We start from the raw sequence: 26,059 nt of genomic DNA, 5'->3' as shown, positions 1-26,059 counted from the left end.
GCGCAGAGCTCACTCAGGAATGCTTAACGCCATGGAAACATTTTCACCCAACCCGCCGGCGCTGGATCGGCTGACGACGCTGGCCACCGTACTCGACGCCGAGCTCCAGCATCTTCCGGATGCAGAGGCTTGCCTCAATACCCTGCCCCTGCCGCTGAGCGCGGCGCACCAAAGGTTGTTGCTCTCGACCATCGAGCGCTTTTGGGCCCACGCCAGCGCCCGTGACATTTCGCGCCGCGAGCTGTTCGTGACTTGCATCGAATTAACCCTGCGTGATGACCTGCTGCTGAACATCGAAGAAGGCGAACTGCACCGCGACTATGCGCACTGCCTGCCAGGCATGGAGGCTCGGGAGCATGTCGTGTTCAGCGCACTTGAGCTCCAGCTCGATGCACAGCGCAGCATCGAATTCGCCGGAGCGATCGTTGCGACCGCCCAACCGGGGCACACGCTGCTCTGGTTGCCCGGACAAGCCGTCGAATGCTTCGTGTCGAACGAGGCATTGCGCCATGAGCTCGCCCGTCGAACCAACCACCCACTTCTGCGGTTGCCCCTCCTGCGCCTGATGCAAGACAGCACGCGCGACGCCTGGCTCGAGATCTCATCTGGGGGCGATGTCTTTCTGGAACCGGCCCAGCCTTCGGACTTTCAACTGAAGCCCATCAAAGGCTCGCCCTACGACCATGCCTTTGATCGCCTGCTGGCCAGGCAGCGTGTGGACATTGACGCGCTGTTCGCGACCGCCCACAACCTGTCGCATCAAACCCTTCAGGCCCGACTTGAAGACCTGCTCCACCAGCCGAAATCCTGGGGCCCCGACGGCGCGATTGCCGCTGCCGAGGAACGTCGCGCCCACCGCGATCAACGCCGCGCACGCCCCGGCTGGCTGGAAATGGCCAGCACCGAGCAGCGGGAGCGTTACGCCTCGGGCCTGATGAATTACGAGCGCGCGCGCAGCGTGTTGATGAGCGTCATGGACGGTGCCGCGTCCCCGGAGCAGTTCGCACGCAGCCGTCTGCGCGCGCGACTGGCCAATGACTTGGGTATCGACGTCAATCCTGACGACATCCTGATCAGCACCCAACGAACACTCCCCATCACCGGTACACCCTTCACAGCCAGCCGTACGCTGACGAAGCTGGCGCTTTACGGCCTGCACCCGGGCGATGCAACGCCAGGTTCGGCATTCCAGATGAGCACCCGCCTGACCCGCAACGGCCAGCCGCTTGAGCCTGAATACAGTGCCCTGACGCCGGCCTACCTCGCCGACGTCGTCAACGAGCAGGACCTGCGGATCCGATTCGGGCCCGCGCAACGCGAATCCCTCGGCTCGCCGACCACCCAGCGTCTGATGGCCGAGGCCATGCATCATCAACTCATCGCCCAAGCCCGCGGTGCGGAGTTGCAAGGGCACATTCAGCCCTCCGATCTGGCCCTCATCGAGGCACTGAATCCGGACACCGTCGCGCCGAGAAACCCCGCAGTGGCCGTTCAGCAGATCAAGCTGAATGTGCACGATACCCTGAGCAGCGTGCTGCTGTTGCGTACGCTCGATGCCTCGGGGCAGTCGGACGGGTTGCTGATGTTTACCCCGGACAGCCCACTGCCTCGGCAGTTTTACCGCTTCGAGAACGAACGCCAATTGCTGGGCGAACTCGTGAGCTGGAGTCGGTCCGCAGATCTGAGTCGATTCTTGCTGGAGCAGATCACCGTCGGCAGACGCGAAGCCCTGGAAGACCAGTTGCGCGACTTGAGCGAAAAACCGGCGCCGGCTCAGGACTGGATCAGCTACGCGACCCTGCCCGATTACAACGCCGGTTTGCGGGCACTGGTGTCGGCACGGGTAAAGGTGAAACTGTCCGAACAACGGCTGCACACGCCTGACTGGTTCCTGCGAGCCTCCGCCGAACACCGCAGGCAACTGGTAGCACTGGAAGATGCGATTGTGGGTGCAGGTGAAATCTATCAGGCCGCTCCGCACACGCAGGTGACCGAGTTCGACGCCTACGCCCATCAGACAGCCACCCGCAAGATCAACGAGCTACTTGGTCTGCCGCCCGCCACGGTGGACCCTGACCGAATCATCATTCATACGCCCCGCGAAACCCTGTCCTACACCCAGATGCTGCGCGACGGTTACGACGACACGCTTGGGCTGCTCAAGCCGTCTGCCGACACCACCGCCACCTTCAGCGGCCCCGAGGGCGTCGACCTTACGCCACTGAGTCCGGAGAAAGTCGCCGGTTCGGTTCGTGGCCAGTGGTTGTCCGATCAGTACATCACGATGATTCGTCAGCAACTGCTGGCGCCCGACAGCGAGGGTTATGACTGGCGCCGTCAACACAGTCTGGTGCTGACACAGCTGCAAATGCGCGCTGACGCGCTGCGCGGTTTTCTTCAGGGACACATCGACGCTTCACAACTGCGCTGGCTTAGCACTTCCATTCTCAACATGCATCAGGGCAGCCCCGCGGAGCGCCTGCACTACCCCGTCTATCCACTGAAGTTGAATGTGAACGTGATGGGCGTCGCCTCACGCGCCGAGACCATTCAAGGCTGTTTCCTGCTAACACCGCCCGAGGCGAGCACGCTGGGGCAGGTAATGCTGTATACGCCTCAGGCGCCCGATGGCCGCGCCTTCCGACTGCTAAGTACTTTCAGCAACACCCTGCTGAGCCCGGGCATGGGCGACTACTACTTGAAGCGCGCCAGTGTGAAGGCCGGGATGCCGCTGGCATTTGCCCTGGCTGAACTGAAGAAAGGCGGCGGTCACAAACCTGCGTTGCCGAGCAAGCCGTTCAGCAACCTCCACGAGGTGTGCTTCAACCACGTCATCGAGCGCAAGATCCGCGATGTCGAGGACACCACGACCGGTCGTGCCGACATGCTCTGCCGACAGGTCTGGAGCAGCCTGGAGCTGATCGCGACCGCGGTGACCTTGCCTTTCCCCCCTGCCAGCTTTGCCGTCGGCATGGTCATCGCGGGCGCTGACGGCTATCGCGCACTGCAAGCCCTCGACGAGCGGGATCACGCGACCGCCAGCTTCTACGTGCTCAGCGCCTGGCTGAACACGGCGGGCGCTGCGGGCGATCTGCACTCGGGAATGAAAGGATTGGGCGGCGTGCTCAAAGACCTGACCGACCAAAATGCGGGCGGCAGGTATGCCCGGTCGGTTGCCCAGGCCACCGATGAAACGCTGCAGCCGGTCGTGGTGGAGAACGAACTCTTCTGGGCCCCGCCACAATCTGCCAACCGCCACGTTCCGCTCCACAGAACCCGCGCGCTGATCCCCGAAACGCTTCAGCCCACCGGGCGTTATGCGCAAACCGATGTGACCGGTGTGTGGAGAGCCTTGCAGCAGGACAACCCGCCGGTGCGCGCCGCAGACACACTCGTCCATCCGCTTCACGCCGTTGATGTCTCTCTGGCGGACGCCGTGCCTCTGACCCGTCCGCACGGGCAGGGTGTCAGCGTCGTTCGCGGGAATTGCTACATTTCCCTGCAGGGCCAGACCTACCAGGTCCAGTACGACGCCCGGCTCGCCATTTGGCAGATCGTCGATCCGCGTAACCCGTTCGCCTTCTTTGGCCGCCAAACGGTGCGCCTCAACAGCCAGGGGCACTGGCAACTGCTTGAGCCAGCGCGGTTGCGCGGCGGCGTTCTGCCTTCATTCCGCCGGCTGGACGAAACCCCGGCAGGCCCCTCCACGGCGGTGGGTGACTTGAGCGATTACGAAATGCCGGAATCGCTGCAGCCCTACGTCTTCGGCATCGTCAGCCCAAAGCAGGCTGAACACTTTGAAGAAGGCCCGTTTGGTCTGCATGAGTTTTTCGACGACATTTTCCAGGGCGGTCGCTCGACCTACAGGACCCTGCGCCAGAATCTGTACCGCGATGCGAAAGCGTTCTTCGAGCAGCCGCCCCTCCCCGGCAAACCCGAGCTGCCAGTGCTCGCAGATGGCGTGACGACCCAGGGCTTCTTTGATGCAGTACTTGAGAAATCGAGCGGCCTGGTGATTGGTGAGGCACCGACGTCCATTGCCAGCAAGCAACTGCTGATCGACAACATGCCGTTGCTGGCAGAGCGCAAGGTCGAGGTGCTGTACATCGAGCATCTGCAGACCGACCAGCACACGCACAAGCTGCAGAAATACAAAGCGCTCGGCAGCAAGACGCGCAGCGGCTCCCACATGCTCAAGCATTATCTGGAGACCGTGAATGAGGGCGCACTCAAGAACGGCAGCGACCGATACGACTACTACCATCTGATCAAAGCGGCCCATCGAAACGGCATCGACGTTCGGCCGTTCAGCTCCTCGGTCAGCTATGACTACGCCGATAACGAAGTGGCGTCCGCTGCTGGTGACGCCCTTGCGCCGCAAAAGATGGCGGTTTTCTTTGGTCACAAAGTGATCAGTGGCGACGTGCAGACGCATCCTGGCAGGCGCTGGATCGCGCTGCTCGACCACCGCACCGCCAACACCTGGCAGCAACAGCCGGGTATCAGTGAACTGCAAGGCGTACTCAGCGTGCGCGTCGAAGACGTACCGGTGGGCACACCACCCCAGATATCCCTGGACAGCGATGCCGTTATCAGCAGCGCTGCCTCGCGCGCAGATTTCAAAGTGCAGATCGGCAACCCGACTGTCCACAACGTGGCCGGCGCATCGTCGCCCGACAGTCCGGCCGGCACGTCACTGGACGACGCGCTTTACAGCTTTTTCGAACGACGCTCGCCCATGGAGTGGGGCCTGGACCCTAACCGCCGCGCCATCGTTTCCCATCGCAGAAGCGAGGTAAACCCGTACATCGGCGAGCACGGCTTTGAATGGAATCCGGCCGGTTACTGGACCCGCGCCGAGGCGGCGAACTGGAGCAGCGACTATCCTCTGGGCGCCATTCAGCAGTCACTGATCGATGACCGCTATCAACTGCCTGGCGACATGCAGAGCATCTTCCATGACCTTGCTCACTTCCGTCACAGAGGCCTGAATCCTGATTACTCTTTCATCGAAAGTCATTTGATCGAGGTGCGTGAACGGTTCTTCGAATTGGCGAATACGCTGCAAAAAGACGCGCGCTCGGTGCTCAACCTCGCCCTGCCTGAGCGCGTGATGTTGCCTGAAGTAAAAGCCGACACGCCGTTAAGCATGTTCATCGAAGAGTTGTACGAGAACACGTCCGGCGTGGTCATCGGGGAATCCCATTCGGCACGCGCCAGCAAGCGCTTCATCCTCGACAACATGGAACATCTGGCGCGCCAGGACGTGCGCACGCTGTACATGGAGCACCTGTTGACCGACCTCCACCAAGCCGATCTTGATCGCTTCGCTGAAACCGGGCTGATGAGCAAACGTCTGCTGCACGACCTCAAGCACATGGACAGAACATTTCTGACAGACCCAACTGGCGCCTACTCATTTGAGAACCTGGTGATTCAGGCCAAGCGGCACGGCATTGAAATCCGTGCCATCGACTGCACCGCCAGCTATTTCATCCGCCATCTGCCGAGCAGCTCCAACACCACGCGCCAACAGGTGCTCAGCTATTTTGCGTCTCGTACGATACGCAAGCACCAGCAGGTGATGGGGCCACACAAGTGGATTGCCCTGGTGGGTGAAAGCCATGCCAATACGTTCAAGAACAGCGTGCCGGGCATCGCTGAACTGGAGCAAGGGATTGGCGTGCGGGTGATGGACGTGGCCCCGGGCAAGGCGCGCGGCATCATGATCGATCCGGGCGAACAGGTCGCTGCGGGGCTGGGACACGAGCCGGTGCTGGTGAAGAATGACTTCCGCGTGGAGATCGAACTGCCCGCGCGACCTCAACTCGCGACCCCGGTGGGCGGCAGATTGCACAGTCCGGGCATGTTCCTGCTCGACGAATCCGTGGCCTTGCGGCCAACGATCGTGCATCGCTCAAGGGACCGCACGCTCAAGCACACGCCGGTGCGCTTCAATACCGCGGGCAAAGCCTACGTCGAGCGCGAGTCATGGCCGCAGGTCAATCGTCAGCCGTTCGATGACGTGCAGGCCCTGATCGACGCATTGGTGGAGATGAACCTCAATCACGTGAGCTGACGGGTCAGTCCGGCGCTTTTGAAACCGTCGGAATGCGCTGCTCCAGCAATTGGTGCAGCGCGCTGTCCGCCGGCCAGTTGCGCATAAAGCGCGCGCGATCTTTGGCGAACGCCGCCGCGAACGAGGTCTGGGAGCCATGCTGACACATGGCGTCCAGATCGATGAGCGACCAGCGATCATTGTGCCAGAACACGTTGTGGCCTTTGAGATCGCCGTGGCTGATGCGCTCGCGGATCAACTGCGCAAACAACAGATCCAGCGCCTGCAACTCGGCTTCCGGCGCATCGCCGCTGGCCACGTAGGGCGCAAAGCGCTCGATGATGTCGGGGCCTGGCAGAAACTCGGTGACCAGGAACGCCTCTCGGCGCAGCCATACGAAGCGTTTTTCCAGCAGCGCCAGCGGTTTGGGCGTGGCGATGCCGAGGAACCGCAGCCGATTGCCTTCGCGCCATGAGTGCCAGGCGCGGGACGGTCGCCAGAAACGTTTGAGCCAGTGCGCCAGGTTCTTGATGTTGTAACGCTTGATCACCAGCTCGCGGCCGGCGACGTCTACCTTGGCGACGCTGGCCGCACCACCGGTCTTGTACAGATGACCGCCCTCGACCAGCACGTCGGCCTTTTCCAGCACCGGCAACATCGACGCCACTTCCTCGCGACGAATCGCGCGCAGGGCGAACGGCCCGTCTTCGACGCTGAACAGGCTGCATTCACGGCCGATCTTGATCAGGTAATCCCGCAAGCGCCAACTGCGCACCTTGTCGATCTGCTTTTGCAGCGCCTCGACCGGCAAGCCATGCTCGCCATTGCTCAGCAGGTAATAGACCAGTAATTCTTCGGTGAACGGCTCCAGCGACTTCGGCAACTGGGCGAAGAACACGCCGAGGTTTTCCAGCACTTTTTGCCGCGACAACGGCTTGCCGGCTTCCTCGACGCGAATGCCTGCGCCGTCGATCACGTACAAGGTCGAGCCCTGACGCAGCAGATTGTCCAGGTGCAGGTCTTCCTGCCACAGGCCTTTGGCGTGCATCTGGCCCACAACGGCGAGCGCATCGCCGAGCACCGACTGTTGTTCATCGGCCAGCGACGGCAGCGCTTCCACCGATTTCCAGGCATCGCCCAGACTTTCGGCCTGATCCAGAAACTCGAACAGCAGCCAGCCGCCCTCACCTTCCTGCAGCCCGTCGGCCAAGAGCAACGGCGTCGGCAAGCCTTGCTTTGCCAAAGCCTGCACGCCGTCGCGCTCGCGCTGGAAATGCCGCGGGGCTTTCGGCCCGACCAGCAGCTTGGCCAGGACCGTGCGTCCGCGCCAGATGCCCGCGCCGACGTAGCGTTGCCCGGGCAGGACGCGCAGCAGGCTGAGCAATTGCAGCTCGGCAGGACCGGCCGCATCCTCCAGCGCAATGTTCATCGGCAGCGCCGGAGTGCGACCGGCGTTTTTCAGTTCAGACAAACGCATCGGCGCCCTCTTTGATCAAGCCTGTCCAGATTACAGATCTGACAGGCAGTGAATCTCGTGTGCATCAAAACCGGAAATCACCGGTCACGGCGCTTGTGACTGCCCCGCTTGGCAACCCGCTGCCACCAAGCGTCAACCAGCCCGCTGTCGGTCGGGGCGTGCAGATAAGCGGCGAGCAGTTCGCGGATTTCCGTCTCGTTCCAGACCGGTGCGCGGCGTAGCAAAGGCTCGATGTCCTTGACCCGGTCGCGCTGGCCGAAGATCGACTTGCGCGTCTTCTCCAGGTCGATCAGCTGCGCCATATACTCGCCGCCCCGCGCACGCATGAAAATATGCTTGGGATAGAAACAGCCATGCACCTGCCCGGCCTTGTGCAGCGTGCGCGCCAGTTGCCCGCAGGCCTGCAGAATCGCCAGACGCTCGGTGGCCGGCCGCTCGTGCCAGTCCTGCAACAGCGTGTCCAGGTCTGTCCAGCCATCCAGCGCCCGGGTCATGAGAATCGCGCGGCGCTCGCCGTCGACTTTCCTGTCGGCGTAAAACACCGCATGCAGCGCCGGAATGCCCAGCTTCTGATACAGGCTGATGTTGCGAAACTCCCGGGAAAACGAAGGCTCGCCGAACGGGTGATGCAGGGTGTACGTCAGGTAGTTGCTCTGGCGCTTGAGGTAATAACCGGAGCCTTCCAGCTCTAGGCGAAACACACTGCTCCAGCCGCCGCGACCGGTGTTGGGTTCATCCACCGCGTCGAGTTCGACGTTCCACAACGCATCGAAGTCCGCCAGACCGTGCCGCTCCAGCAGCCCCCTGTCGGCGTCAGCAATGAAAACACTCATTCACGACCCTCAAAAAAACTGACGATGTGGCGGATGCGCTTTTTGTCTGATTCGTTCAAGCGTTCGCGCCCACGGTATTGCAGATAGAAGCGCAGACGCTGAGTGGCCGACAGATGATATTTAGCCACCTTGTCCAGGCACGCAAGGTCTTTGGTGATCCGGTAGCGCAGCATGAAGCTGACCCAGAACGCCCCGTTGGGGCAGTCGATCAAGAACACCGTTGCCTGATCGTCCACCAGCAAGTTGCGCCACTTCAGATCGTTATGGGTGAAGTGATGGTCGTGCATGGTTCGGGTGTAACGCGCCACCTGCTGGCTGACGCCGTTGACCCATGAACGGCTGTCCAGGCGCGTGTCGTTGACCCGCGCCAGTTCGGACAAATCTTCGGTGCGCGGCAGCTCGCGGGTGATCAGCGCGCCGCGATCATACGCAGCGCCGTTGCGCTCCAGGCCCCAGGCGACGACTTCTGCCGTCGGAATGCCCCACTTGGCGAAGCGCTTGAGGTTCTGCCATTCGGACTTGACCCGTGGCCGTCCCAGATACCGGCGCAGACCCTTGCCCGCTGCGACGTAGCGCTTGACGTAGTAGTTCACGCCACCGCGTTCGACGCGGATGACTTCGGACAACGGATCGCGGGTCAGCCGCTCGCCTTTGAGGGCGAACACGGCGTCGAGGGTGCCGAAGTCGTCCGTCAGCGCGGCGTAGCCAGGCTCCAGCTTCCAACCCGCCATCAGAGCGCATCCCCGTAACGCAGTTTGCGCTGATAGAGCTTCTCGGCCTTGGCTTCAAGCCAGCTCAACAGCGCCGATTCCTGGGCCAGGATCTGCCGCAGCGGCTGCTGGAAATAGCCCTTGAGAAAGCGCAGTTTGTCGCGCCGGGTCAGGCCGATGTCCATCGCCGAGAAATACAGCGCGGCGAGGTCTTTGTTGCGCCACCGCTGGGTAATCGCCGGGCGCGTCTGGGCGCGGTGCAGGTCGATCACCGAGAGCCTGAAATCATCAGGCGTGACCGGCGTGTCGGTGTGCAGCAGAAAATGACAGATGTAGCAGTCGCGATGATTAACCCCGGCGCGGTGCATCATGCCCACCAGCCGAGCGACTTCAGCGATGTACGCGCGCTTCATGCGCGGCTCGGGCGGCTCGGTGCGCCAGTTGAGGCTGACGTCTTCCAGGCTCTCGGTCGGCGCCAGTTCTTCGGTGATGATGAACGAATGCTGCGTGGCTGGATTGTTGCCGCGCTCGCCGTACGCCACAGCGGTCATGGTCGGCACGCCGACTTCATGCAGACGGTTGACCGCGTCCCACTCCTGACCCGCGCCGAGCACCGGCAGTTTGGCGGTCAGCAGGTTCTTCGCCACTTCACCCCAGCCGATGCCGCGATGGATCTTGACGAAGTAACCGCGCCCGTTGACCTCGGTGCGCAACGTGCGCCGGTTTTCGAGCTCGCGATAGACCTGGCCTTCAAGCGCCTCGACGGCTTCGAACGCATCGCGCCCGGCCCAGAGGCTCTTGAAGGGTTCAGCAAGGATCAGTTTCATCCGTGGTGCTCCGCCAGAATCACATCCGCAGCGTGCTGCGGCATGCTGTAAAGATCAGCCGTGTCGGCGAATGTCAGCCCGTTGCGGCTCCAGGTGCTGCGCGCGGCGTCGTCCTTGAGGATGCGGGCCAGGTACTGATTGAGCTGGTTCTGTTCGAACGGCTCATCGAGCACCAGACCGCTGTCGGCCTCGGCGATGTAATGGGCGTAGCCGCACACCGCGCTGACCAGCACCGGGAGTCCTGCCACCAGCGCTTCAAGCAGCACGGTGCCGGTGTTTTCGTTGTACGCCGGATGAATCAACAGGTCAGCGCCCAACAGAAAACGCGGAATGTCGCTGCGCCCTTTCATGAAGGTGACGTGATCGCCCAGGCCCAGCGTCGTGCTTTGCAGCTGGAATACCTTGGGGTCGTCCTGGCCGATGACAAACAGTCGCGTGCGTTTTTTCAGTTCAGCAGGCAGCGCCGCCAGCGCCTTGAGGCTGCGGTCGACGCCCTTGGTCTTGAAGCCGGAGCCGATCTGCACGAGCAACAGGTCATCGTCGGCCAGCTTGAACTCGCGACGGAATTCAGCGCGGATTTCAGCCGCATTCGGCGGTGCGCGGCGGTCCTGAGAGATCCCCGGCGGCAACAGATGAAAGCGCGCAAGGGGCGTGTCGTAATGCTTGATGAAAAGTGGCTGCTGCACTTCGGAGATCATCAGCACTTCGGTCTTGGCGTCTTTGCCGAACACCGCGCGTTCGTAGTCGGCGAAGTGACGGTAGCGGCCCCAGTATTTGTACAGGCCGTGGCGCAGGTTCTGGGCCTTGTCTTCGTAGCAGCCATCGGCGGCGTAATACACGTCCAGACCGGGCATCTTGTTGAAGCCGATCAACCGGTCCACGGGACGCTTGGCCAGGTCGGCATTCATCCAGTCGGTGAGCTTTTCGTTGCGGCGGTGGTTGAAGATCGCCTTGACCGGCGCCACCAGCACTTCGAAGCCGGGCGGCACGTCGCCCTCCCAGATCAGCGTGTACACACGGATTTTATGGCCGCGCTGCTGGCACTCCAGGGCGATGCGCATGAAGTCACGCTGCAGGCCGCCGAAGGGGAAGTATTTATAAAGCACGAATGCCAGTTGCATCAGGGATGTTCCTTTGCCAGCAATAGCGCGCCTAACTGGTTCGCTACCCGCTCGGGATTCAGGCGAGTAAAGCACATGGGCCACTCGCGTTCGGTATCGACCTGACGCTGATCTTCAGGCGTCGGTCGGTAGGTGCATTTCTTTTGCAGGCACGGCGCGCAGGCGGGGTAATCGGCCGCCAGATGAACCTGCGACCGGCCGTAGGCGCCGGTCAGGCCCGGATTGGTCGGGCCGAACAACGAAAGCGTCGGTACGTCCAATGCGGCAGCCAGATGACCAAGACCGGTATCAACGGCGACGCAGCCCTGGGCGCTCGCCAGTACGCGAGCCACCCCTGCCAGATTGAGTTTGGGCAACACGACGGCATTATCAAGGCCATCGGCAATGCGCTCGGCACGCGCCTTCTCGGCCGGGTTGCCCCACGGCAGTCGCACTTCCAGTCCTTGGCCGATCATGCGTTCGGCCAATTGTCGCCAATACAGCTCGGGCCAGTGCTTGGTGTCCCACGTGGTGCCATGCAGGAACAGCACGAAGGGCGCGTCGTGTGTGGCAGTGAGCAGGCGGCTGCGATCAAGGCCGTAATCGCCCAGTCCCGCAGGCACCTGATAGCCCAGCGCCTGGCCGAACAGCTGACGCAACCGCTCGACCGCATGCTGGCCCCGGGCAACGGCGTAGGGGCGATCGTAAAAACGAGCGGCCATGGGCTCGCGCGCAGAAGTCTTGCCCAGCCCGGCGACAGGCGCTTTGACGTAGCGGGTCAGCCAGGCACTTTTCAGCAGGCCCTGAGCGTCGATCACCAGATCGTAGCGAGTGTCGCGCAGGCGCTGTTTGAACTGGCGCCATTCGCCATTCTTGACGGTCTGCCAGAGGTTCTTGCGCCAGCGACGGATCGCCACCGGAATCACGTTGGCGACCGCCGGATGCCAGGTCGGGATCTCGGAGAAGCCCTCTTCCACCACCCAGTCGAACTGGATGCCCGGCAGCGCGCCCATGGCGTCGGTCAGCGCGGGCAAGGTGTGGATCACGTCACCCAGTGACGAAGTTTTGATCAGCAGTACCCGCAAGTCAGGCGACCTCGACCGGGGCGGCGCCAATGCGGCCAAGGGCCTGGATCACCGAATCCGGCTCCAGCAGGCGCAGGCAGTTGTAATGGCCGAAGCGGCAGGTGCGCTCGAAGCACGGGCTGCACTCGATGCCGAGCCGGACGATCTCGACTTCATCGGCCAGCGGCGGCGTGAAGCCCGGCGAGGTCGAGCCGTACACCGCCACCAGCGGGCGATTCAGCGCGGCCGCCACGTGCATCAGCCCGGAATCGTTGGAAACCACGGCGTCTGCGCAGGACAGCAGGTCAATGGCTTCGGCCAGTGACGTGCCACCGCTGAGGTTCATGGATTCTTCGCGCAGCCCCGGAATCAGCCGCTCACGAATGCTTTCGCCCACCCCATGGTCGTTCTTGGAGCCGAACAGCCAGACCTGCCAGCCTTCACGAATCTTTGCTTCGGCGACTTTGGCGTAGTGCTCGGAAGGCCAGCGCTTGGATTCACCGAACTCGGCGCCCGGGCACAGCGCAAGCACGGGCCGATCAAGACTCAGACCGAACTTGGTTAGCGCCGCGTCACGGCTGGCGGTTTCGATTTGCAGGCTGGGTTTGGGATAAGGGCGCGGCAATTCAGCGCCTTTGTCGTAGGCCAGCGCCATAAAACGCTCGATCATCAACGGGTAACGCTGTTTGTCGAGGGTGCGCACGTCATTAAGCAGGCCGTAGCGAAACTCGCCACGCCAGCCGGTGCGTTTGGGAATGCCGGCGAAAAACGGCACCAGCGCCGACTTCAGCGAGTTGGGCAGCAGAATCGCCTGATCGTACTGGCCCTTGAGGGATTTGCCGATGCGCCGGCGCGTGGCCAGTTCCAGCGCGCCATGGCCGAGCGGGAAGCTCAAGGCCGTGCGCACTTCAGGCATGCGCTCAAGGATCGGCCGGCTCCACTCGGGCGCCAGCACATCGATTTCGCACTGCGGGTGACGCTGTTTCAGGCACTGGAACAGCGTCTGCGCCATCACCATGTCACCCACCCAGCTGGGCCCTACGATCAGAATTCTCATGCTCATCCAAAAACGACCAGAAACGAGCAGGGAGGCCCATCAAACTGCGTGATGCTTGCACACGCAGCCTGACGCCTCCCTGTCATAGCTTTATATAGATCCGTCAGATCCGGACCCTGCCAGCAATCAACCCAGCCCCAGCTGCCCCCAGAGCCGCATCACTTCACGCCGTTCGGTGGCGAACTGGTCGCCGGCCACAACACCCGGATCGTTCTGCAACGCCTGTCGGTGAGCGGCCGAGCGGTAGGCCTTGTAGGCCTCACGCAGCAGTCCTGCATCGGCGGCGGCCATCAAGCCCGCCTCTTCAAGGCCTTCGAGAATACGGATGTTATCGGTGTAACGAAGCAGCGCGGGGTGCTCTCTGGACCACGCCAGAGCCGCGTATTGCACCATAAATTCAATATCGACGATACCTCCGGCGTCCTGCTTGAGGTCGAACCGCACCGTCGGTTCAAATGCATTCGCCCCCTTGCCGGCCGCCGTTGCGCGGGTGCCGAGGTTGTCGCGCATCTTGGCGCGCATCTCGCTGACCTCCTGACGCAGCTTCGGCAGATCCCGCTCACGGCCCAGCACCAAAGCGCGAACGGCTTCGAACTGCCGGCCGACATCGGTGCTGCCCACCAGCACCCGCGCGCGCACCAACGCCTGATGCTCCCACGTCCAGGCCTCGTTCTCCTGATACCGGGAAAACGCCCCGAGCGAGCTCACCAGCAAGCCCGCCGCGCCAGACGGGCGAAGGCGCATGTCGACTTCGTACAACTGCCCGGAGTTGGTCTGGGTGGTGATCAGGTGAATGATCCGCTGACCGAGCCGGGTGAAAAACTGCGCGCCATCGATCGGCTTGGCGCCGTCGGTCTCAGCCTGGGGATCGCCGTCGTGGATGAACACCAGGTCCAAATCAGAGCCGTGCCCCAGCTCAATGCCGCCGACCTTGCCGTAGCCGACGATGACAAAACCGGGATCGCACAAGGTGCCATCCGGACGCCGCGGCGCGCCATGGCGGGCAACAGTGTGGCGCCAGGCGAGCGCCAGCACTTGCTCCAGAATCGCCTCGGCGAGCCAGGTCAGGTAATCGCTGACTTTCATCAGCGGCAGGCTGCCGGTGATTTCCGACGCAGCCACGCGCAGACGGTGCGCCAGCTTGAAATGCCGCAGGGCTTCCATTTGCTGTTCGAGATCGTCCTCGGGAATTCGCGTCAGACGCTCGCGCAGCTCAGCCGCCAATTCAAGCGCCTGGGGCGGGCTGAACAGGCGACCTTCGTTAAGCAACTCATCGAGCAGCAACGGAAAGCGGGCGATCTGTTCGGCAATCCACGGGCTGGCCGCGCACAGGGTCAGCAATCGACGCAGTGCGCCGGGGTTCTCGGTGAGCAACACCAGATACGCTGAGCGACGGGCCACCGCTTCCACCAGCGGCAGTACCCGCTCCAGCACCAGATCGGGATTGTCGTGCTCGACCGCTTGGGCGAGCAGGCGCGGAATAAAGGCATCAAGCCGTTCGCGCCCCAGACGCTGCATTGAGCGCAGCTGTGAACTGTTGCGAAGGTTGCTCAGATTTTTCAGGGCCTTTTGCGCGTCGGCGAATCCGCCCTCCTGAAGCTGGAGGCAGGCGCTTTCCTCGTTCTGCGACTCTTCCCACAGCGGCAGCCACTCGCCACCGACGATTTCTTCGCCGTGGTCCTGCTGCCCATCTTCCTCGTCCGGGTCAGCGATGACCTGCCGGAAGTGCCACGCGACCCGCTCACGCCAATACATCAGTCGTTCATGGAAACTCGCCCAGTCGGCAAAGCCCATCATGAAGGCGATGCGCGATTTATCCTGCGGGTCGTCGGGGAGCATTTGCGTCTGCCGATCGGCGATCGCCTGAATGGCGTGCTCGGTGTAGCGCAAAAACTGGTAGCCCTCACGCAACTCATCGATGACCGCAGCCGGCAAATAGCCCTGGCCTTCCAGGGTTTTCAGCACCTTGAGCAGCGGCCGCTGCTGCAGACTCAAATCGCGACCGCCGTGAATCAGCTGGAACGCCTGGGCGATGAATTCCACTTCGCGGATGCCGCCGGAACCGAGCTTGATGTTCTCGGCCATGCCCTTGCGGCGGACTTCCTGCTGAATCAGCTGCTTCATGGTGCGCAGCGCTTCAATGGCGGAGAAATCTAGGTAGCGGCGATAGACAAACGGCCGCAGCATGTCGAGCAACTCACTGCCCTTCTCCTGATCGCCGCCCACCACCCGCGCCTTGATCATGGCGTAGCGTTCCCAGTCGCGGCCCTGATCCTGGTAGTACTGCTCCAGCGCGTTGAAACTGAGCACCAAGGCACCGGAAGACCCGTACGGCCGCAGGCGCATGTCGACGCGGAAGACAAAGCCGTCGACCGTGACCGGGTCCAGCGCCTTGATCAATCGCTGCCCCAGACGGATGAAGAATTCCTGATTGTCCAGCGGCCGCTTGACGCCCTGGGTTTCGCCGCCTTCGGGGTAGGCAAAGATAAGATCGATGTCCGAGGACAGGTTCAGCTCGACGGCGCCCAGCTTGCCCATGCCGAGGATGACCATCTGCTGCGGCTCGCTGGTCCGACGGCCGGTCGGCGTGCCGAATTGCTGGCAATGCCGCTCGTACAGCCACTTGTAAGCCAGATCAATGCAGCCATCTGCCATGTCCGAGAGATCGCGGCAGGTTTCCACCAGATCGGCCTGCCGGGTCAGATCCCGCCAGATAATTCGCACTTGCTGGCGCGTACGTTGACGACGTAGATTACGCCCCAGTTCATCGTCGCTGGCAGCCTGAATGACGGCACTGGCGATGTGCCCAAGCAGCTCGCCGGGCGCAAAACTGCGCTCCAGCTCACCGGATTCAGCGAGGTCGAGCAACATCAGCGGATCGCGCGAAACCTGATCGGCAACAAAATCGCTGGCCGCACAGACGCGTTCGAACGCCTGCAGCCGCGCCTCGGGCCAGGTCTGAAACGACTGCCTGGCTTCATCTGTCAGGGAATCAAGCGCGGTGCGCCAGGATTGGCCGGCCCGCGCGACCAACGGCATAAGGACAGCCGGCAGCTCGGCCAGCAGGGGAAGGCTCATGTTCTATCCTTGATCGGCGTTCAATTGCCAACCCGACAAGGCGGTCGTAAACACGCCACGGACGGACTGTCGAACAAAGGTTAAAAATTGCTGATGGCTGGCGTTTCTTGGCTGCCAGCAGGTTATATCAGGCGATTCGTCAGATTTTTGCACCGACAACGCTGCCTTATCGGACACTGCAACACGAGCGAAAACATCGCTGCGCTGTAGTTTTACTACTGTATATACAAGTCAAAAAGCTGAATTAGCCCAAGATTTGTAGTAAAACTACACAACGCCGGGAACCCATCCGGCCATCCAAGAATTTACATCGTCTGCCCACAAGGCCAGTCGTAACAAACTCAGGCAACCGATTCTGGAAGCCTTTCCGCCCTGGAGCAAGCCATGCAAGACCTCGATCCCGTCGAAACCCAGGAATGGCTGGACGCCCTGGAATCGGTTCTCGACAAAGAAGGCGAAGACCGTGCTCACTACCTGATGACCCGTATGGGTGAGCTGGCCACACGAAGTGGTTCGCAACTGCCTTACGCCATCACCACGCCTTATCGCAACACCATCCCCGTTACCCACGAAGCACGCATGCCTGGCGACCTGTTCATGGAACGCCGCATTCGCTCGCTGGTACGTTGGAACGCATTGGCGATGGTGGTCAAGACCAACATCGGCGACCCGGATCTGGGCGGCCACATCTCCAGCTTCGCTTCCAGTGCAACCCTGTACGACATCGGCTTCAACTACTTCTTCCAGGCCCCGACCGACGAACACGGCGGCGACTTGATCTACTTCCAGGGTCACGCATCGCCAGGCGTTTACGCCCGTGCGTTCATGGAAGGCCGCATCACTGAAGACCAGATGAACAACTTCCGTCAGGAAGTCGATGGCAACGGCCTGTCGTCTTATCCACACCCGTGGCTGATGAAAGACTTCTGGCAGTTCCCGACTGTTTCCATGGGTCTGGGTCCGATTCAGGCGATCTACCAGGCGCGCTTCATGAAGTACCTGGAGCACCGCGGTTACATCCCTGAAGGCAAGCAGAAAGTCTGGTGCTTCCTGGGCGACGGCGAGACCGACGAGCCGGAATCCCTGGGCGCCATCGCCCTGGCCGGTCGCGAGAAGCTCGACAACCTGATCTTCGTCGTGAACTGCAACCTGCAGCGTCTGGACGGTCCGGTTCGCGGCAACGCCAAGATCATCCAGGAACTGGAAGGCGTGTTCCGCGGTGCTCAGTGGAACGTGAGCAAAGTCATCTGGGGCCGTTTCTGGGACCCACTGCTGGCCAAGGACGTCGACGGCATCCTGCAACGTCGTATGGACGAAGTCATCGACGGCGAATACCAGAACTACAAAGCCAAAGACGGCGCGTTCGTGCGCGAACACTTCTTCAACTCGCCAGAACTCAAGGCGATGGTTGCGGATATGTCCGACGACGAAATCTGGAAACTCAACCGTGGCGGTCACGACCCGTACAAGGTCTACGCGGCGTACCACGCAGCGGTGAACCACAAGGGTCAGCCGACCGTGGTTCTGGCCAAGACCATCAAGGGTTATGGCACCGGCGCCGGTGAAGCGAAAAACACCGCGCACAACACCAAGAAGGTCGATGTCGACAGCCTGCGTCACTTCCGTGACCGCTTTGACATCCCGATCAAAGACGATCAGCTCGAAGCCCTGCCGTTCTACAAGCCGGAAGAAGGCAGTGCCGAAGCGCGCTACCTGTCCGAGCGTCGCGCTGCACTGGGCGGCTTCGTGCCACAGCGTCGCGCGCAGAGCTTCAGCCTGCCGACCCCGCCACTGGAAACCCTCAAGGCGATCCTTGATGGCTCCGGCGACCGCGAAATCTCCACCACCATGGCCTTCGTCCGCATCCTGACCCAACTGGTCAAGGACAAGGAAGTGGGTCAGCGCATCGTTCCGATCATTCCGGACGAAGCCCGTACCTTCGGTATGGAAGGCATGTTCCGCCAGCTCGGCATCTACTCGTCCGTAGGCCAGCTGTACGAGCCGGTCGACAAAGAACAAGTGATGTTCTACCGCGAGGACAAGAAAGGTCAGATCCTCGAGGAAGGCATCAACGAAGCCGGTGCGATGTCTTCGTTCATCGCTGCAGGTACTTCGTACAGCAGCCACAACCAGCCGATGATTCCGTTCTACATCTTCTACTCGATGTTCGGTTTCCAGCGTATCGGCGATCTGGCATGGGCCGCAGGCGACAGCCGCACCCGTGGCTTCCTGATTGGCGGCACCGCCGGTCGTACCACCCTGAACGGTGAAGGTCTGCAGCACGAAGACGGCCACAGCCACATCCTGGCTTCGACCATCCCGAACTGCCGCACCTTCGATCCGACCTACGGCTACGAGCTGGCGGTGATCATTCAGGACGGCATGAAGAAGATGTTCGAAGAACAGCAGGACGTCTTCTACTACCTGACCGTGATGAACGAGTCCTATACGCAACCTGCCATGCCGGCCGGTTCCGAGGAAGGCATCATCAAGGGCATGTACCTGCTCGAAGAAGACACCAAGGAAGCCGCACACCACGTACAGCTGCTCGGTTCGGGCACTATCCTGCGTGAAGTGCGCGAGGCGGCGAAGATCCTGCGCGAGCAGTTCAACATTGGCGCGGACGTCTGGAGCGTCACCAGCTTCAACGAGTTGCGTCGCGACGGCCTGGCCGTAGAGCGCAGCAACCGCCTGAAGCCCGGCCAGAAGCCACAGTTGAGCTACGTTGAAGAATGCCTCAACGGCCGTAAAGGTCCGGTGATCGCTTCGACCGACTACATGAAACTGTTCGCTGACCAGATCCGTCAGTGGGTTCCGACCAAGGAATACAAAGTTCTGGGCACCGACGGCTTCGGCCGTAGCGACAGCCGCAAGAAGCTGCGCAACTTCTTCGAAGTTGACCGTCACTTCGTGGCGCTGGCCGCCCTGGAAGCCTTGGCCGATCGCGGCGATATCGAACCTAAGGTCGTGGCGGAAGCCATTGCCAAGTTCGGCATCGATCCTGAAAAGCGCAACCCGCTGGACTGCTAAGGTCTGCGTAACGATCGAATAGAGCGCTGAAATGTGCGCGAAACAGCCGCCGATGCGGAATTTACTTCGGTAAATGAGCATCCAGGCTGTTTCGTCGCAGATGAATCAGCGCAGTCGAGGAACAGGTTCTCCTAAGGAGAGACATTGTGAGTGAGTTAATTCGGGTACCCGACATCGGCAACGGTGAAGGTGAAGTCATTGAGTTGATGGTCAAGGTCGGTGATCGCATCGAAGCTGACCAGAGCGTGCTGACGCTGGAGTCGGACAAGGCAAGCATGGAAATCCCTGCGCCTAAAGCCGGTGTCATCAAGGCGATGAAAGTGAAGCTGGGCGACCGTCTGAAAGAAGGCGACGAACTGTTTGAGCTGGAAGTGGAAGGCGAAGCGGCGGCCGAGCCTGCTGCTGCACCTGCTGCCGCGCCCGCCCCTGCTGCTGATAAGCCAGCCGAGAAGCCAGCCGAAGCCGAAGCAGCCCCTGCCGCAGCGGCTGCACCTGCTGCGTCGGATACGGTTCAGGATATTCACGTTCCGGACATCGGTTCGTCGGGCAAGGCTCGCATCATCGAGCTGATGGTCAAAGTGGGCGACAGCATCGAAGCTGATCAATCCTTGATCACTCTGGAATCCGACAAAGCCTCGATGGAGATCCCGTCTCCTGCCGCAGGCGTTGTCGAAAGCATCAGCGTCAAGGTCGAAGATGAAGTCGGCACTGGCGACCTGATCCTGAAATTGAAAGTGGCGGGTGCTGCACCGGCTGCCGCGCCTGCTCAGGCGGCTGCCCCGGCTCCGGCCAAGGCAGAATCGGCTGCTCCGGCTGCCGCTGCTCCCGCACCGGCTGCCAAAGCTGAAAGCGCTCCTGCACCTGCCGCTGCACCTGCGAACAATGGCGCCAAGGTTCACGCTGGCCCGGCGGTTCGTCAGTTGGCTCGCGAGTTCGGCGTCGAGCTGAACGCTGTTTCGGCAACCGGCCCTCACGGCCGTGTGCTGAAAGAAGACGTGCAGGCGTACGTCAAATCGATCATGACCAAGTCCAAGGACGCGCCTGCTGCTGGCGGCGCTGCCGGCGGCATGGGCATCCCGCCGATTCCGGAAGTCGATTTCAGCCGTTTCGGCGAAACCGAAGAAGTGCCGATGACGCGTCTGATGCAGCTGGGCGCAACCGGTCTGCATCGCAGCTGGCTGAACATTCCGCACGTCACGCAATTCGACCAGGCCGACATCACCGACCTGGAAGCTTTCCGTATCGCGCAGAAAGCCGTGGCCGAAAAAGCCGGCGTCAAGCTGACCGTGCTGCCGCTGCTGCTCAAGGCCAGCGCGCACATGCTCAAGGAGCTGCCGGACTTCAACAGTTCGCTGGCACCGAGTGGCAAGGCGATCATTCGCAAGAAATACTTCAACATCGGTTTCGCGGTGGACACACCGGAAGGCCTGCTGGTCCCGGTCATCAAGAACGTTGATCAGAAGAGCCTGCTGCAACTGGCGGCCGAAGCAGCTGAGCTGGCTGAGAAAGCGCGCTCCAAAAAGCTGTCGGCCAACGACATGCAAGGCGCCTGCTTCACCATCTCCAGCCTGGGTCACATTGGCGGGACCGGCTTCACGCCGATCGTCAACGCGCCGGAAGTGGCGATCCTTGGCGTGTCCAAGGCCACCATGCAACCGGTCTGGGACGGCAAGGCTTTCCAGCCCCGCCTGATGCTGCCGCTGTCGCTGTCCTACGATCACCGCGTGATCAACGGCGCCGCTGCTGCACGCTTTACCAAGCGTCTGAGCGAATTGTTGGCGGACATCCGCACAATTCTGCTCTAAGCCGCCAACGGGCGGTAAAGGGACGGTAAAGGGGACTGATTTATTTACAACGCTCCACCGTAAATGAATCTGTCCCCGTTCAGCGCCCCCGTTCAGCGCCAGGTTTAACGAGCTGCCACGCTCGTACCTCAACCCCGCTCACTGGCGGGGCTTTTTTTGCCGTTTGAAAAGCACTCATTCACGGCAACAAGTTCCTACAGTATTCGGTCGCGCTGCCGATAGCTGATCATGCACAAACACCAGCCGCTTAACCCTCACCCCGACAATCCGACCAATTACCTCCAGTAAATCAACCGTCTGCCGACAGATTTATAGCACTAAGCCATCGCGCTCACTTGTCAGCCCGTGCGCCATGATGCAACCTTGCGGCACGCGACTTAAAGACGGGCTCCTTGCCCGCGCGACAGCACCCTGAAAGCGAGTTCCTTCCATGAAAAGCCAACCTGATGCTGCCGGAAGACCGGCGGCCGAGGTCGTGACGCAACTACCGGTGCCCTCGCGGCTCGGCATGCTGCGTTTCGAGCGGCTGAATGAACCCAGCTGGGCCATGCTGTACCTGGACCCGAACTGCGAAAAGCACTTCAGCATGCCCGCCGTCGAACTCTGCGCGCTGGTGGGTACGCCTTACGCCAGTCTCATGGAGCCCGAAGCGCGCTATCAATTGCACGACGCCGTGCAGATGCAGCTGGCGGGCAGCGCCCATTACCTGATCCGCTACACCCTGCACACGACGCGCGGCCCGTTGGGTCTGGTGGAGATTGGTGAAGGGTACAAGCAACACAATCGGCATCTGCTGCGAGGTTACCTGATGGTGGTCGATGGGCAGGTCGAGCCCGGCGAACTGATCATCAGCCCCGATCTGGAGGTGCAGAACTCCCGCCTGCAGATCGCGCTGGAACTCAATCAACGGGCCCAGCACGAACAGTTGCTGCATCTGGAGCGGGTCCGCGCGCAGCAAAGCCTGATCCTGCGCCTGGCGCGCCATCGTTACAGTTCGAACAATTCGCTGCAGGAAGCGGCGGAGCTGATCACCAAAAGCGCCTGCGAGATCTACAACATCTCCTGCGCCAGCCTGTGGAACCTCAACGGCAAAACCCTTGAGCCGATTGCCGAGTATCGCCGCGATACCAGCACATTCCCCAAGACTGGCGCGATCGATATCAGCGAATTTCCCAGCTATCTGGACGTGCTGCACACCAGCCGCGCCATCGACGTCAACGATGTCGAGCAGGACCCGCGCACGCGCGAGCTGGTTCAGCGACTGCGAACCCAGGACATCACCGCCATTCTTGACGCTGCTGTGCGCATCGATGGCCAGGTGGTGGGCGTCCTGTGCCTCGAGCAAACCGGTATGCCACGGGAATGGCAGTCCGATGAGATTGCTTTTGCCGGTGAGCTCGCCGATCAGTTTGCCCATGCGATCAACAACCACAACCGCCGCACCGCCACCAGCGCCCTGCACCTGTTTCAGCGTGCCGTGGAGCAGAGCGCCAATGCGTTTTTGCTGGTCAATCGCGACGGCGTGGTCGAGTACGTCAACCCGAGCTTCACCGAGATCACTCAATACCCCGCCGAGGAAGTCCACGGACAGCAACTCTCGGAGCTTCCGGCGCTGGAGAATCTCAGCACGCTGCTGCTCGATGCGAACTCCAGCCTGGTCAACGGAAACAGCTGGCAGGGCGAGTTCAAGAGCCGACGCAAAAACCTGGAACCGTACTGGGGCCAGCTGTCGATTTCCAAGGTGTACGGGGATAACCGCGAGCTGACCCATTACATCGGCATCTACGAAGACATCACTCAGGCCAAGCTCTCCCAACAGCGGATCGAGCGCCTGGCGTACACCGACAATCTGACCAGTCTGGGCAACCGTCCGGCGTTCATCCGCACCCTGGACGAGCACTTTGCCCGCGACGTCGAAACGCCGATCAGTCTTTTGCTGGTGGACATCGACAACTTCAAACGCATCAACGATAGCCTCGGCCACCAGACTGGCGACAAGTTGCTGATCAGCCTGGCTCGCCGCCTGCGCAACAGCCTGAGCCCGACCGGCATTCTGGCGCGCTTCGCCAGTAACGAATTCGCTGTACTGCTCGACGACACCAGTCCCGAAGAAGGCCAACGCGTTGCCAGCCAAGTGCTGAGCACGCTGGACAAGCCGATGTTCGTCGACAATCAGTTGATCAGCGTGACCGGCTCCGTCGGACTCGCCTGCGCCCCCATCCATGGCCGCGACCCGCAGACGCTGATGAAGAACGCCGGCCTGGCGCTGCACAAGGCCAAGGCCAACGGCAAGCATCAGGTGCAGGTGTTCACTGAAGCGCTGAACGCCGAAGCAAGCTACAAGCTGTTCGTCGAGAACAACCTGCGCCGCGCGCTGACGCAGAACGAACTGGAAGTCTTCTACCAGCCGAAACTATGCTTGCGCAGCGGCCGCTTGTTGGGCATGGAAGCGCTGTTGCGCTGGAATCATCCGGAAAAAGGCATGATCCGCCCGGACCAGTTCATTAGCGTCGCCGAAGAGACCGGCCTGATCATCCCGATCGGCAAATGGGTCGCGCGTCAGTCCTGCCGCATGAGCAAGCAACTGACTGCTGCCGGCTACGGCAAGCTGCATGTGGCCATAAACGTCTCGCCGAAGCAGTTTTCCGATCCGGAGCTGGTCTCGTCGCTGGCCAGCATTCTGCGTGACGAACAGCTCGACCCGTCCCTGCTGGAACTGGAATTGACTGAGGGCTTGCTGCTGGAAGCGACCGAGGACACGCGATTGCAACTTGAGTCGCTGAAAACCTTGGGCCTGACCTTGGCGATGGATGATTTCGGTACGGGTTATTCGTCGTTCAGTTACCTGAAGAAATTCCCCATCGACGTGATCAAGATCGACCGCAGCTTCATTCGGGACATCCCGGATGATCAGGACGACATGGAAATCACCTCGGCGGTCATCGCCATGGCCCACAACCTCAAGTTGACCGTGGTCGCCGAAGGCATCGAGACGGCGGAACAACTGGCGTTCCTGCGTCGTCATCGTTGCGATGTGGGTCAGGGCTATCTGTTCGACAAACCGATTCCTGGCGAAGAGCTGATCGAGAAGCTGCGTCGCTACCCGCGTGGCCCACTGGCCTGACCCCCCTTCCCCGCATCACACCAGTGCGGCACACTTGCCGCCCTGCATTTGCATCAGCCGATTCTGACCCCATATACGGTTTTCACTGACAACGCATGTTGGTTGTCCTGCCCCAGAGAGGATGTGCCTCATGGTCTTGCGCTCGGAAATTCTTGTGAATAAAAACGCTCTCCCCACCGCTCAGCAGGCACTGCCAGGGCGCGAAACTCCCATGGCCCTGCCCGAAACCCATTTCGTCAACGGCACTCCTTTGCTTGGGCCGTTCTTCAACGACGTTGAGTTCGCGATCTTCGGTTTGGGCTGCTTCTGGGGGGCTGAACGGCGCTTCTGGCAGCAGGAGGGTGTGGTTAGCACCGTCGTGGGCTACGCGGGCGGCTTCACGCCGAACCCGACGTACGAAGAAGTCTGCTCGGGGCTGACAGGCCACTCCGAAGTGGTCCTCGTGGTGTACGAGCCTGCGAAGGTCAGCTATGAGCAACTGCTGGCGATGTTCTGGGAATTGCACAATCCGACACAGGGCATGCGTCAGGGCAATGATATCGGCACGCAATACCGCTCGGTGATCTATGCGACAACGCCTGAGCAACTGCAGGCGGCCAAGGCCAGCGCCGAGGTGTATCAGGCCGAGCTGAGCAAGGCCGGCCTGGGGGAAATCACCACCGAGATCGACCAGGCGCCCACCGTGTACTTCGCCGAGGCCTATCACCAGCAATACCTGGCGAAAAACCCCCAGGGCTACTGCGGTATTGGCGGCACCGGCGTCTGCATGCCGCCGAGTCTGGCGGGGAACTAAGCAGTCCCATTGACACACCGGGCGCTCTTCGCAGGACTGGCTTTAGCCGGAAAGGTGTCGGCTGTCACGTCGCAGAATTGAGGGTGTTGCCACTGGCCTCTTCCCGGCTGAAGCCGGTCCTACTGAACATCACCGGCCGCCAGAAATCTTCTGACAATCACTCGCCATCCTTGAATCCGCTTTCTGCCTTTATTGTTTGCCCTCACACGAAGAGGAGCAATGGAATGCAGGAACTCAAACATGCTCGGTCTCTGCGCATCGGTCGAGCCTCCCAGCCAGGGAACGTCTATCTCGTGACCTCTGTGGTCAAGAATCGCCTGCCTATATTCAGTGATATTCAGATAGCTCGCAGGGTCGTCGCGGAAATGGAGCACCTGCATTCCTCAGACCTTGTGCACTCGATGGCGTGGGTAGTTATGCCCGACCATCTGCATTGGCTGTTCGAGCTCAAGTCAGGATTGCTGCCCACGCTCATGCAAGCACTGAAGGGTAGAAGTGCCTTCGCAGTGAACAAGGCTCACGGCACAAAAACACTCACATGGCAGAAGGGTTATCACGATCACGGGGTCAGGGCCGAAGAGGACCTCGTCGAGATGGCTCGCTACGTCGTGAATAACCCAATACGGGCAGGTCTGGTCAGGCAGAGGGAGGACTATCCATTGTGGGGTTGTGAATGGGTGCTCGAGTAGGACTGGCTTTAGCCGGGAAGGCGTCGGTCGTCACGCCGCAGAACTGAGGGTACTGCAGCTGGCCTCTTCCCGGCTGAAGCCGGTCCTACTTACACCGCGCGTAACCCTTGTAGGACTGGCTTTAGCCGGGAAGGCGTCGGCATTCACGCCGCGGAATTGAAGATGCTGCAACCGGCCTCTTCCCGGCTGAAGCCGGTCCTACTGACACCGCGCGTAACCCTTGTAGGACTGGCTTTAGCCGGGAAGGCGTCGGTCGTCACGTCGCAGAATTGAGGGTGTTGCCACTGGCCTCTTCCCGGCTGAAGCCGGTCCTACTAACACCGCGCGTAACCCTTGTAGGACTGGCTTTAGCCGGGAAGGCGTCGGTCGTCACGCCGCAGAACTGAGGGTACTGCAGCTGGCCTCTTCCCGGCT

Annotated in this window: 14 protein-coding genes; 6 read left to right on the top strand and 8 right to left on the bottom strand. The window is 61.3% G+C overall.

Annotated elements, in window-relative coordinates; all coding sequences use genetic code 11:
- The first annotated feature begins 31 nt into the window (after nucleotides 1-31).
- Nucleotides 32-6,079 carry a DUF6543 domain-containing protein gene (locus tag QWI18_RS13885; RefSeq protein WP_369319077.1) on the top strand — a complete coding sequence of 2,016 codons (6,048 nt, stop codon included), beginning with the start codon at nucleotides 32-34 and terminating at the stop codon, nucleotides 6,077-6,079.
- Between the two features lie 4 nt (nucleotides 6,080-6,083).
- Here the strand turns inward: QWI18_RS13885 and QWI18_RS13880 are convergent, their stop codons facing one another.
- From QWI18_RS13880 to glnE, 8 genes are all read right to left on the bottom strand, one after another.
- Nucleotides 6,084-7,535 carry a lipopolysaccharide kinase InaA family protein gene (locus QWI18_RS13880; protein ID WP_065987851.1) on the bottom strand — a complete coding sequence of 484 codons (1,452 nt, stop codon included), beginning with the start codon at nucleotides 7,533-7,535 and terminating at the stop codon, nucleotides 6,084-6,086.
- A gap of 77 nt (nucleotides 7,536-7,612) precedes the next feature.
- Nucleotides 7,613-8,368 carry a lipopolysaccharide kinase InaA family protein gene (locus QWI18_RS13875; protein ID WP_369303899.1) on the bottom strand — a complete coding sequence of 252 codons (756 nt, stop codon included), beginning with the start codon at nucleotides 8,366-8,368 and terminating at the stop codon, nucleotides 7,613-7,615.
- Nucleotides 8,365-9,099, bottom strand: coding sequence for a lipopolysaccharide kinase InaA family protein (locus QWI18_RS13870; protein ID WP_065987853.1), 735 nt, complete (start codon nucleotides 9,097-9,099; stop codon nucleotides 8,365-8,367). Before QWI18_RS13870 ends, QWI18_RS13875 begins: the two co-directional genes overlap by 4 nt.
- Nucleotides 9,099-9,905, bottom strand: coding sequence for a lipopolysaccharide core heptose(I) kinase RfaP (rfaP, locus tag QWI18_RS13865; protein ID WP_369319076.1), 807 nt, complete (start codon nucleotides 9,903-9,905; stop codon nucleotides 9,099-9,101). The genes QWI18_RS13870 and rfaP overlap by 1 nt, the downstream gene beginning before the upstream one ends.
- Complete coding sequence (locus QWI18_RS13860) at nucleotides 9,902-11,026, bottom strand: glycosyltransferase family 4 protein (protein ID WP_065987855.1); 1,125 nt, start codon at nucleotides 11,024-11,026, stop codon at nucleotides 9,902-9,904. Before QWI18_RS13860 ends, rfaP begins: the two co-directional genes overlap by 4 nt.
- On the bottom strand, nucleotides 11,026-12,090 hold the full coding sequence (waaC, locus tag QWI18_RS13855) for a lipopolysaccharide heptosyltransferase I (RefSeq protein WP_192130984.1): 1,065 nt from the start codon (nucleotides 12,088-12,090) through the stop codon (nucleotides 11,026-11,028). Before waaC ends, QWI18_RS13860 begins: the two co-directional genes overlap by 1 nt.
- Before the next feature lies 1 nt (nucleotide 12,091).
- Complete coding sequence (gene waaF, locus QWI18_RS13850) at nucleotides 12,092-13,126, bottom strand: lipopolysaccharide heptosyltransferase II (RefSeq protein ID WP_192130982.1); 1,035 nt, start codon at nucleotides 13,124-13,126, stop codon at nucleotides 12,092-12,094.
- A 126-nt stretch (nucleotides 13,127-13,252) separates the two neighbouring features.
- The gene (glnE, locus tag QWI18_RS13845) at nucleotides 13,253-16,204 is read right to left on the bottom strand and encodes a bifunctional [glutamate--ammonia ligase]-adenylyl-L-tyrosine phosphorylase/[glutamate--ammonia-ligase] adenylyltransferase (protein ID WP_369319075.1); all 2,952 of its coding nucleotides are present in this window, start codon (nucleotides 16,202-16,204) and stop codon (nucleotides 13,253-13,255) included.
- 384 nt (nucleotides 16,205-16,588) lie between these two features.
- Between glnE and aceE the strand changes: the two genes are divergently transcribed.
- The 5 genes from aceE (at nucleotide 16,589) to QWI18_RS13820 (ending at nucleotide 25,645) form a co-directional block, all read left to right on the top strand.
- On the top strand, nucleotides 16,589-19,234 hold the full coding sequence (gene aceE / locus QWI18_RS13840; RefSeq protein WP_065987859.1) for a pyruvate dehydrogenase (acetyl-transferring), homodimeric type: 2,646 nt from the start codon (nucleotides 16,589-16,591) through the stop codon (nucleotides 19,232-19,234).
- A 146-nt stretch (nucleotides 19,235-19,380) separates the two neighbouring features.
- Nucleotides 19,381-21,039 (top strand): dihydrolipoyllysine-residue acetyltransferase, encoded by a 1,659-nt coding sequence (aceF, locus tag QWI18_RS13835; protein WP_369319074.1) that lies wholly within the window; start codon nucleotides 19,381-19,383, stop codon nucleotides 21,037-21,039.
- Between the two features lie 430 nt (nucleotides 21,040-21,469).
- A complete protein-coding gene (locus QWI18_RS13830; protein ID WP_369319073.1) occupies nucleotides 21,470-24,163 on the top strand; it encodes a putative bifunctional diguanylate cyclase/phosphodiesterase in 2,694 nt (897 codons plus the stop codon).
- A gap of 130 nt (nucleotides 24,164-24,293) precedes the next feature.
- The gene (gene msrA / locus QWI18_RS13825; protein WP_369319072.1) at nucleotides 24,294-24,956 is read left to right on the top strand and encodes a peptide-methionine (S)-S-oxide reductase MsrA; all 663 of its coding nucleotides are present in this window, start codon (nucleotides 24,294-24,296) and stop codon (nucleotides 24,954-24,956) included.
- A gap of 224 nt (nucleotides 24,957-25,180) precedes the next feature.
- On the top strand, nucleotides 25,181-25,645 hold the full coding sequence (locus tag QWI18_RS13820) for a transposase (protein ID WP_065987863.1): 465 nt from the start codon (nucleotides 25,181-25,183) through the stop codon (nucleotides 25,643-25,645).
- Nucleotides 25,646-26,059: the final 414 nt, after the last annotated feature.

This window comes from Pseudomonas sp. W2Oct36 (assembly GCF_041060465.1).
Taxonomy (GTDB): domain Bacteria; phylum Pseudomonadota; class Gammaproteobacteria; order Pseudomonadales; family Pseudomonadaceae; genus Aquipseudomonas; species Aquipseudomonas graminis_B.
This window is presented reverse-complemented; position numbering and strand designations above follow the sequence as displayed.

Coding starts and splice junctions, on each gene's coding strand:
- QWI18_RS13875 (WP_369303899.1), bottom strand. CDS start 8,368: ATGAGTGTTTTCATTGCTGACGCCGACAGGGGGCTGCTGGAGCGGCAC.
- aceE (WP_065987859.1), top strand. CDS start 16,589: ATGCAAGACCTCGATCCCGTCGAAACCCAGGAATGGCTGGACGCCCTG.
- rfaP (WP_369319076.1), bottom strand. CDS start 9,905: ATGAAACTGATCCTTGCTGAACCCTTCAAGAGCCTCTGGGCCGGGCGC.
- QWI18_RS13885 (WP_369319077.1), top strand. CDS start 32: ATGGAAACATTTTCACCCAACCCGCCGGCGCTGGATCGGCTGACGACG.
- msrA (WP_369319072.1), top strand. CDS start 24,294: ATGGTCTTGCGCTCGGAAATTCTTGTGAATAAAAACGCTCTCCCCACC.
- glnE (WP_369319075.1), bottom strand. CDS start 16,204: ATGAGCCTTCCCCTGCTGGCCGAGCTGCCGGCTGTCCTTATGCCGTTG.
- QWI18_RS13830 (WP_369319073.1), top strand. CDS start 21,470: ATGAAAAGCCAACCTGATGCTGCCGGAAGACCGGCGGCCGAGGTCGTG.
- QWI18_RS13860 (WP_065987855.1), bottom strand. CDS start 11,026: ATGCAACTGGCATTCGTGCTTTATAAATACTTCCCCTTCGGCGGCCTG.
- QWI18_RS13820 (WP_065987863.1), top strand. CDS start 25,181: ATGCAGGAACTCAAACATGCTCGGTCTCTGCGCATCGGTCGAGCCTCC.
- QWI18_RS13870 (WP_065987853.1), bottom strand. CDS start 9,099: ATGGCGGGTTGGAAGCTGGAGCCTGGCTACGCCGCGCTGACGGACGAC.
- QWI18_RS13880 (WP_065987851.1), bottom strand. CDS start 7,535: ATGCGTTTGTCTGAACTGAAAAACGCCGGTCGCACTCCGGCGCTGCCG.
- waaF (WP_192130982.1), bottom strand. CDS start 13,126: ATGAGAATTCTGATCGTAGGGCCCAGCTGGGTGGGTGACATGGTGATG.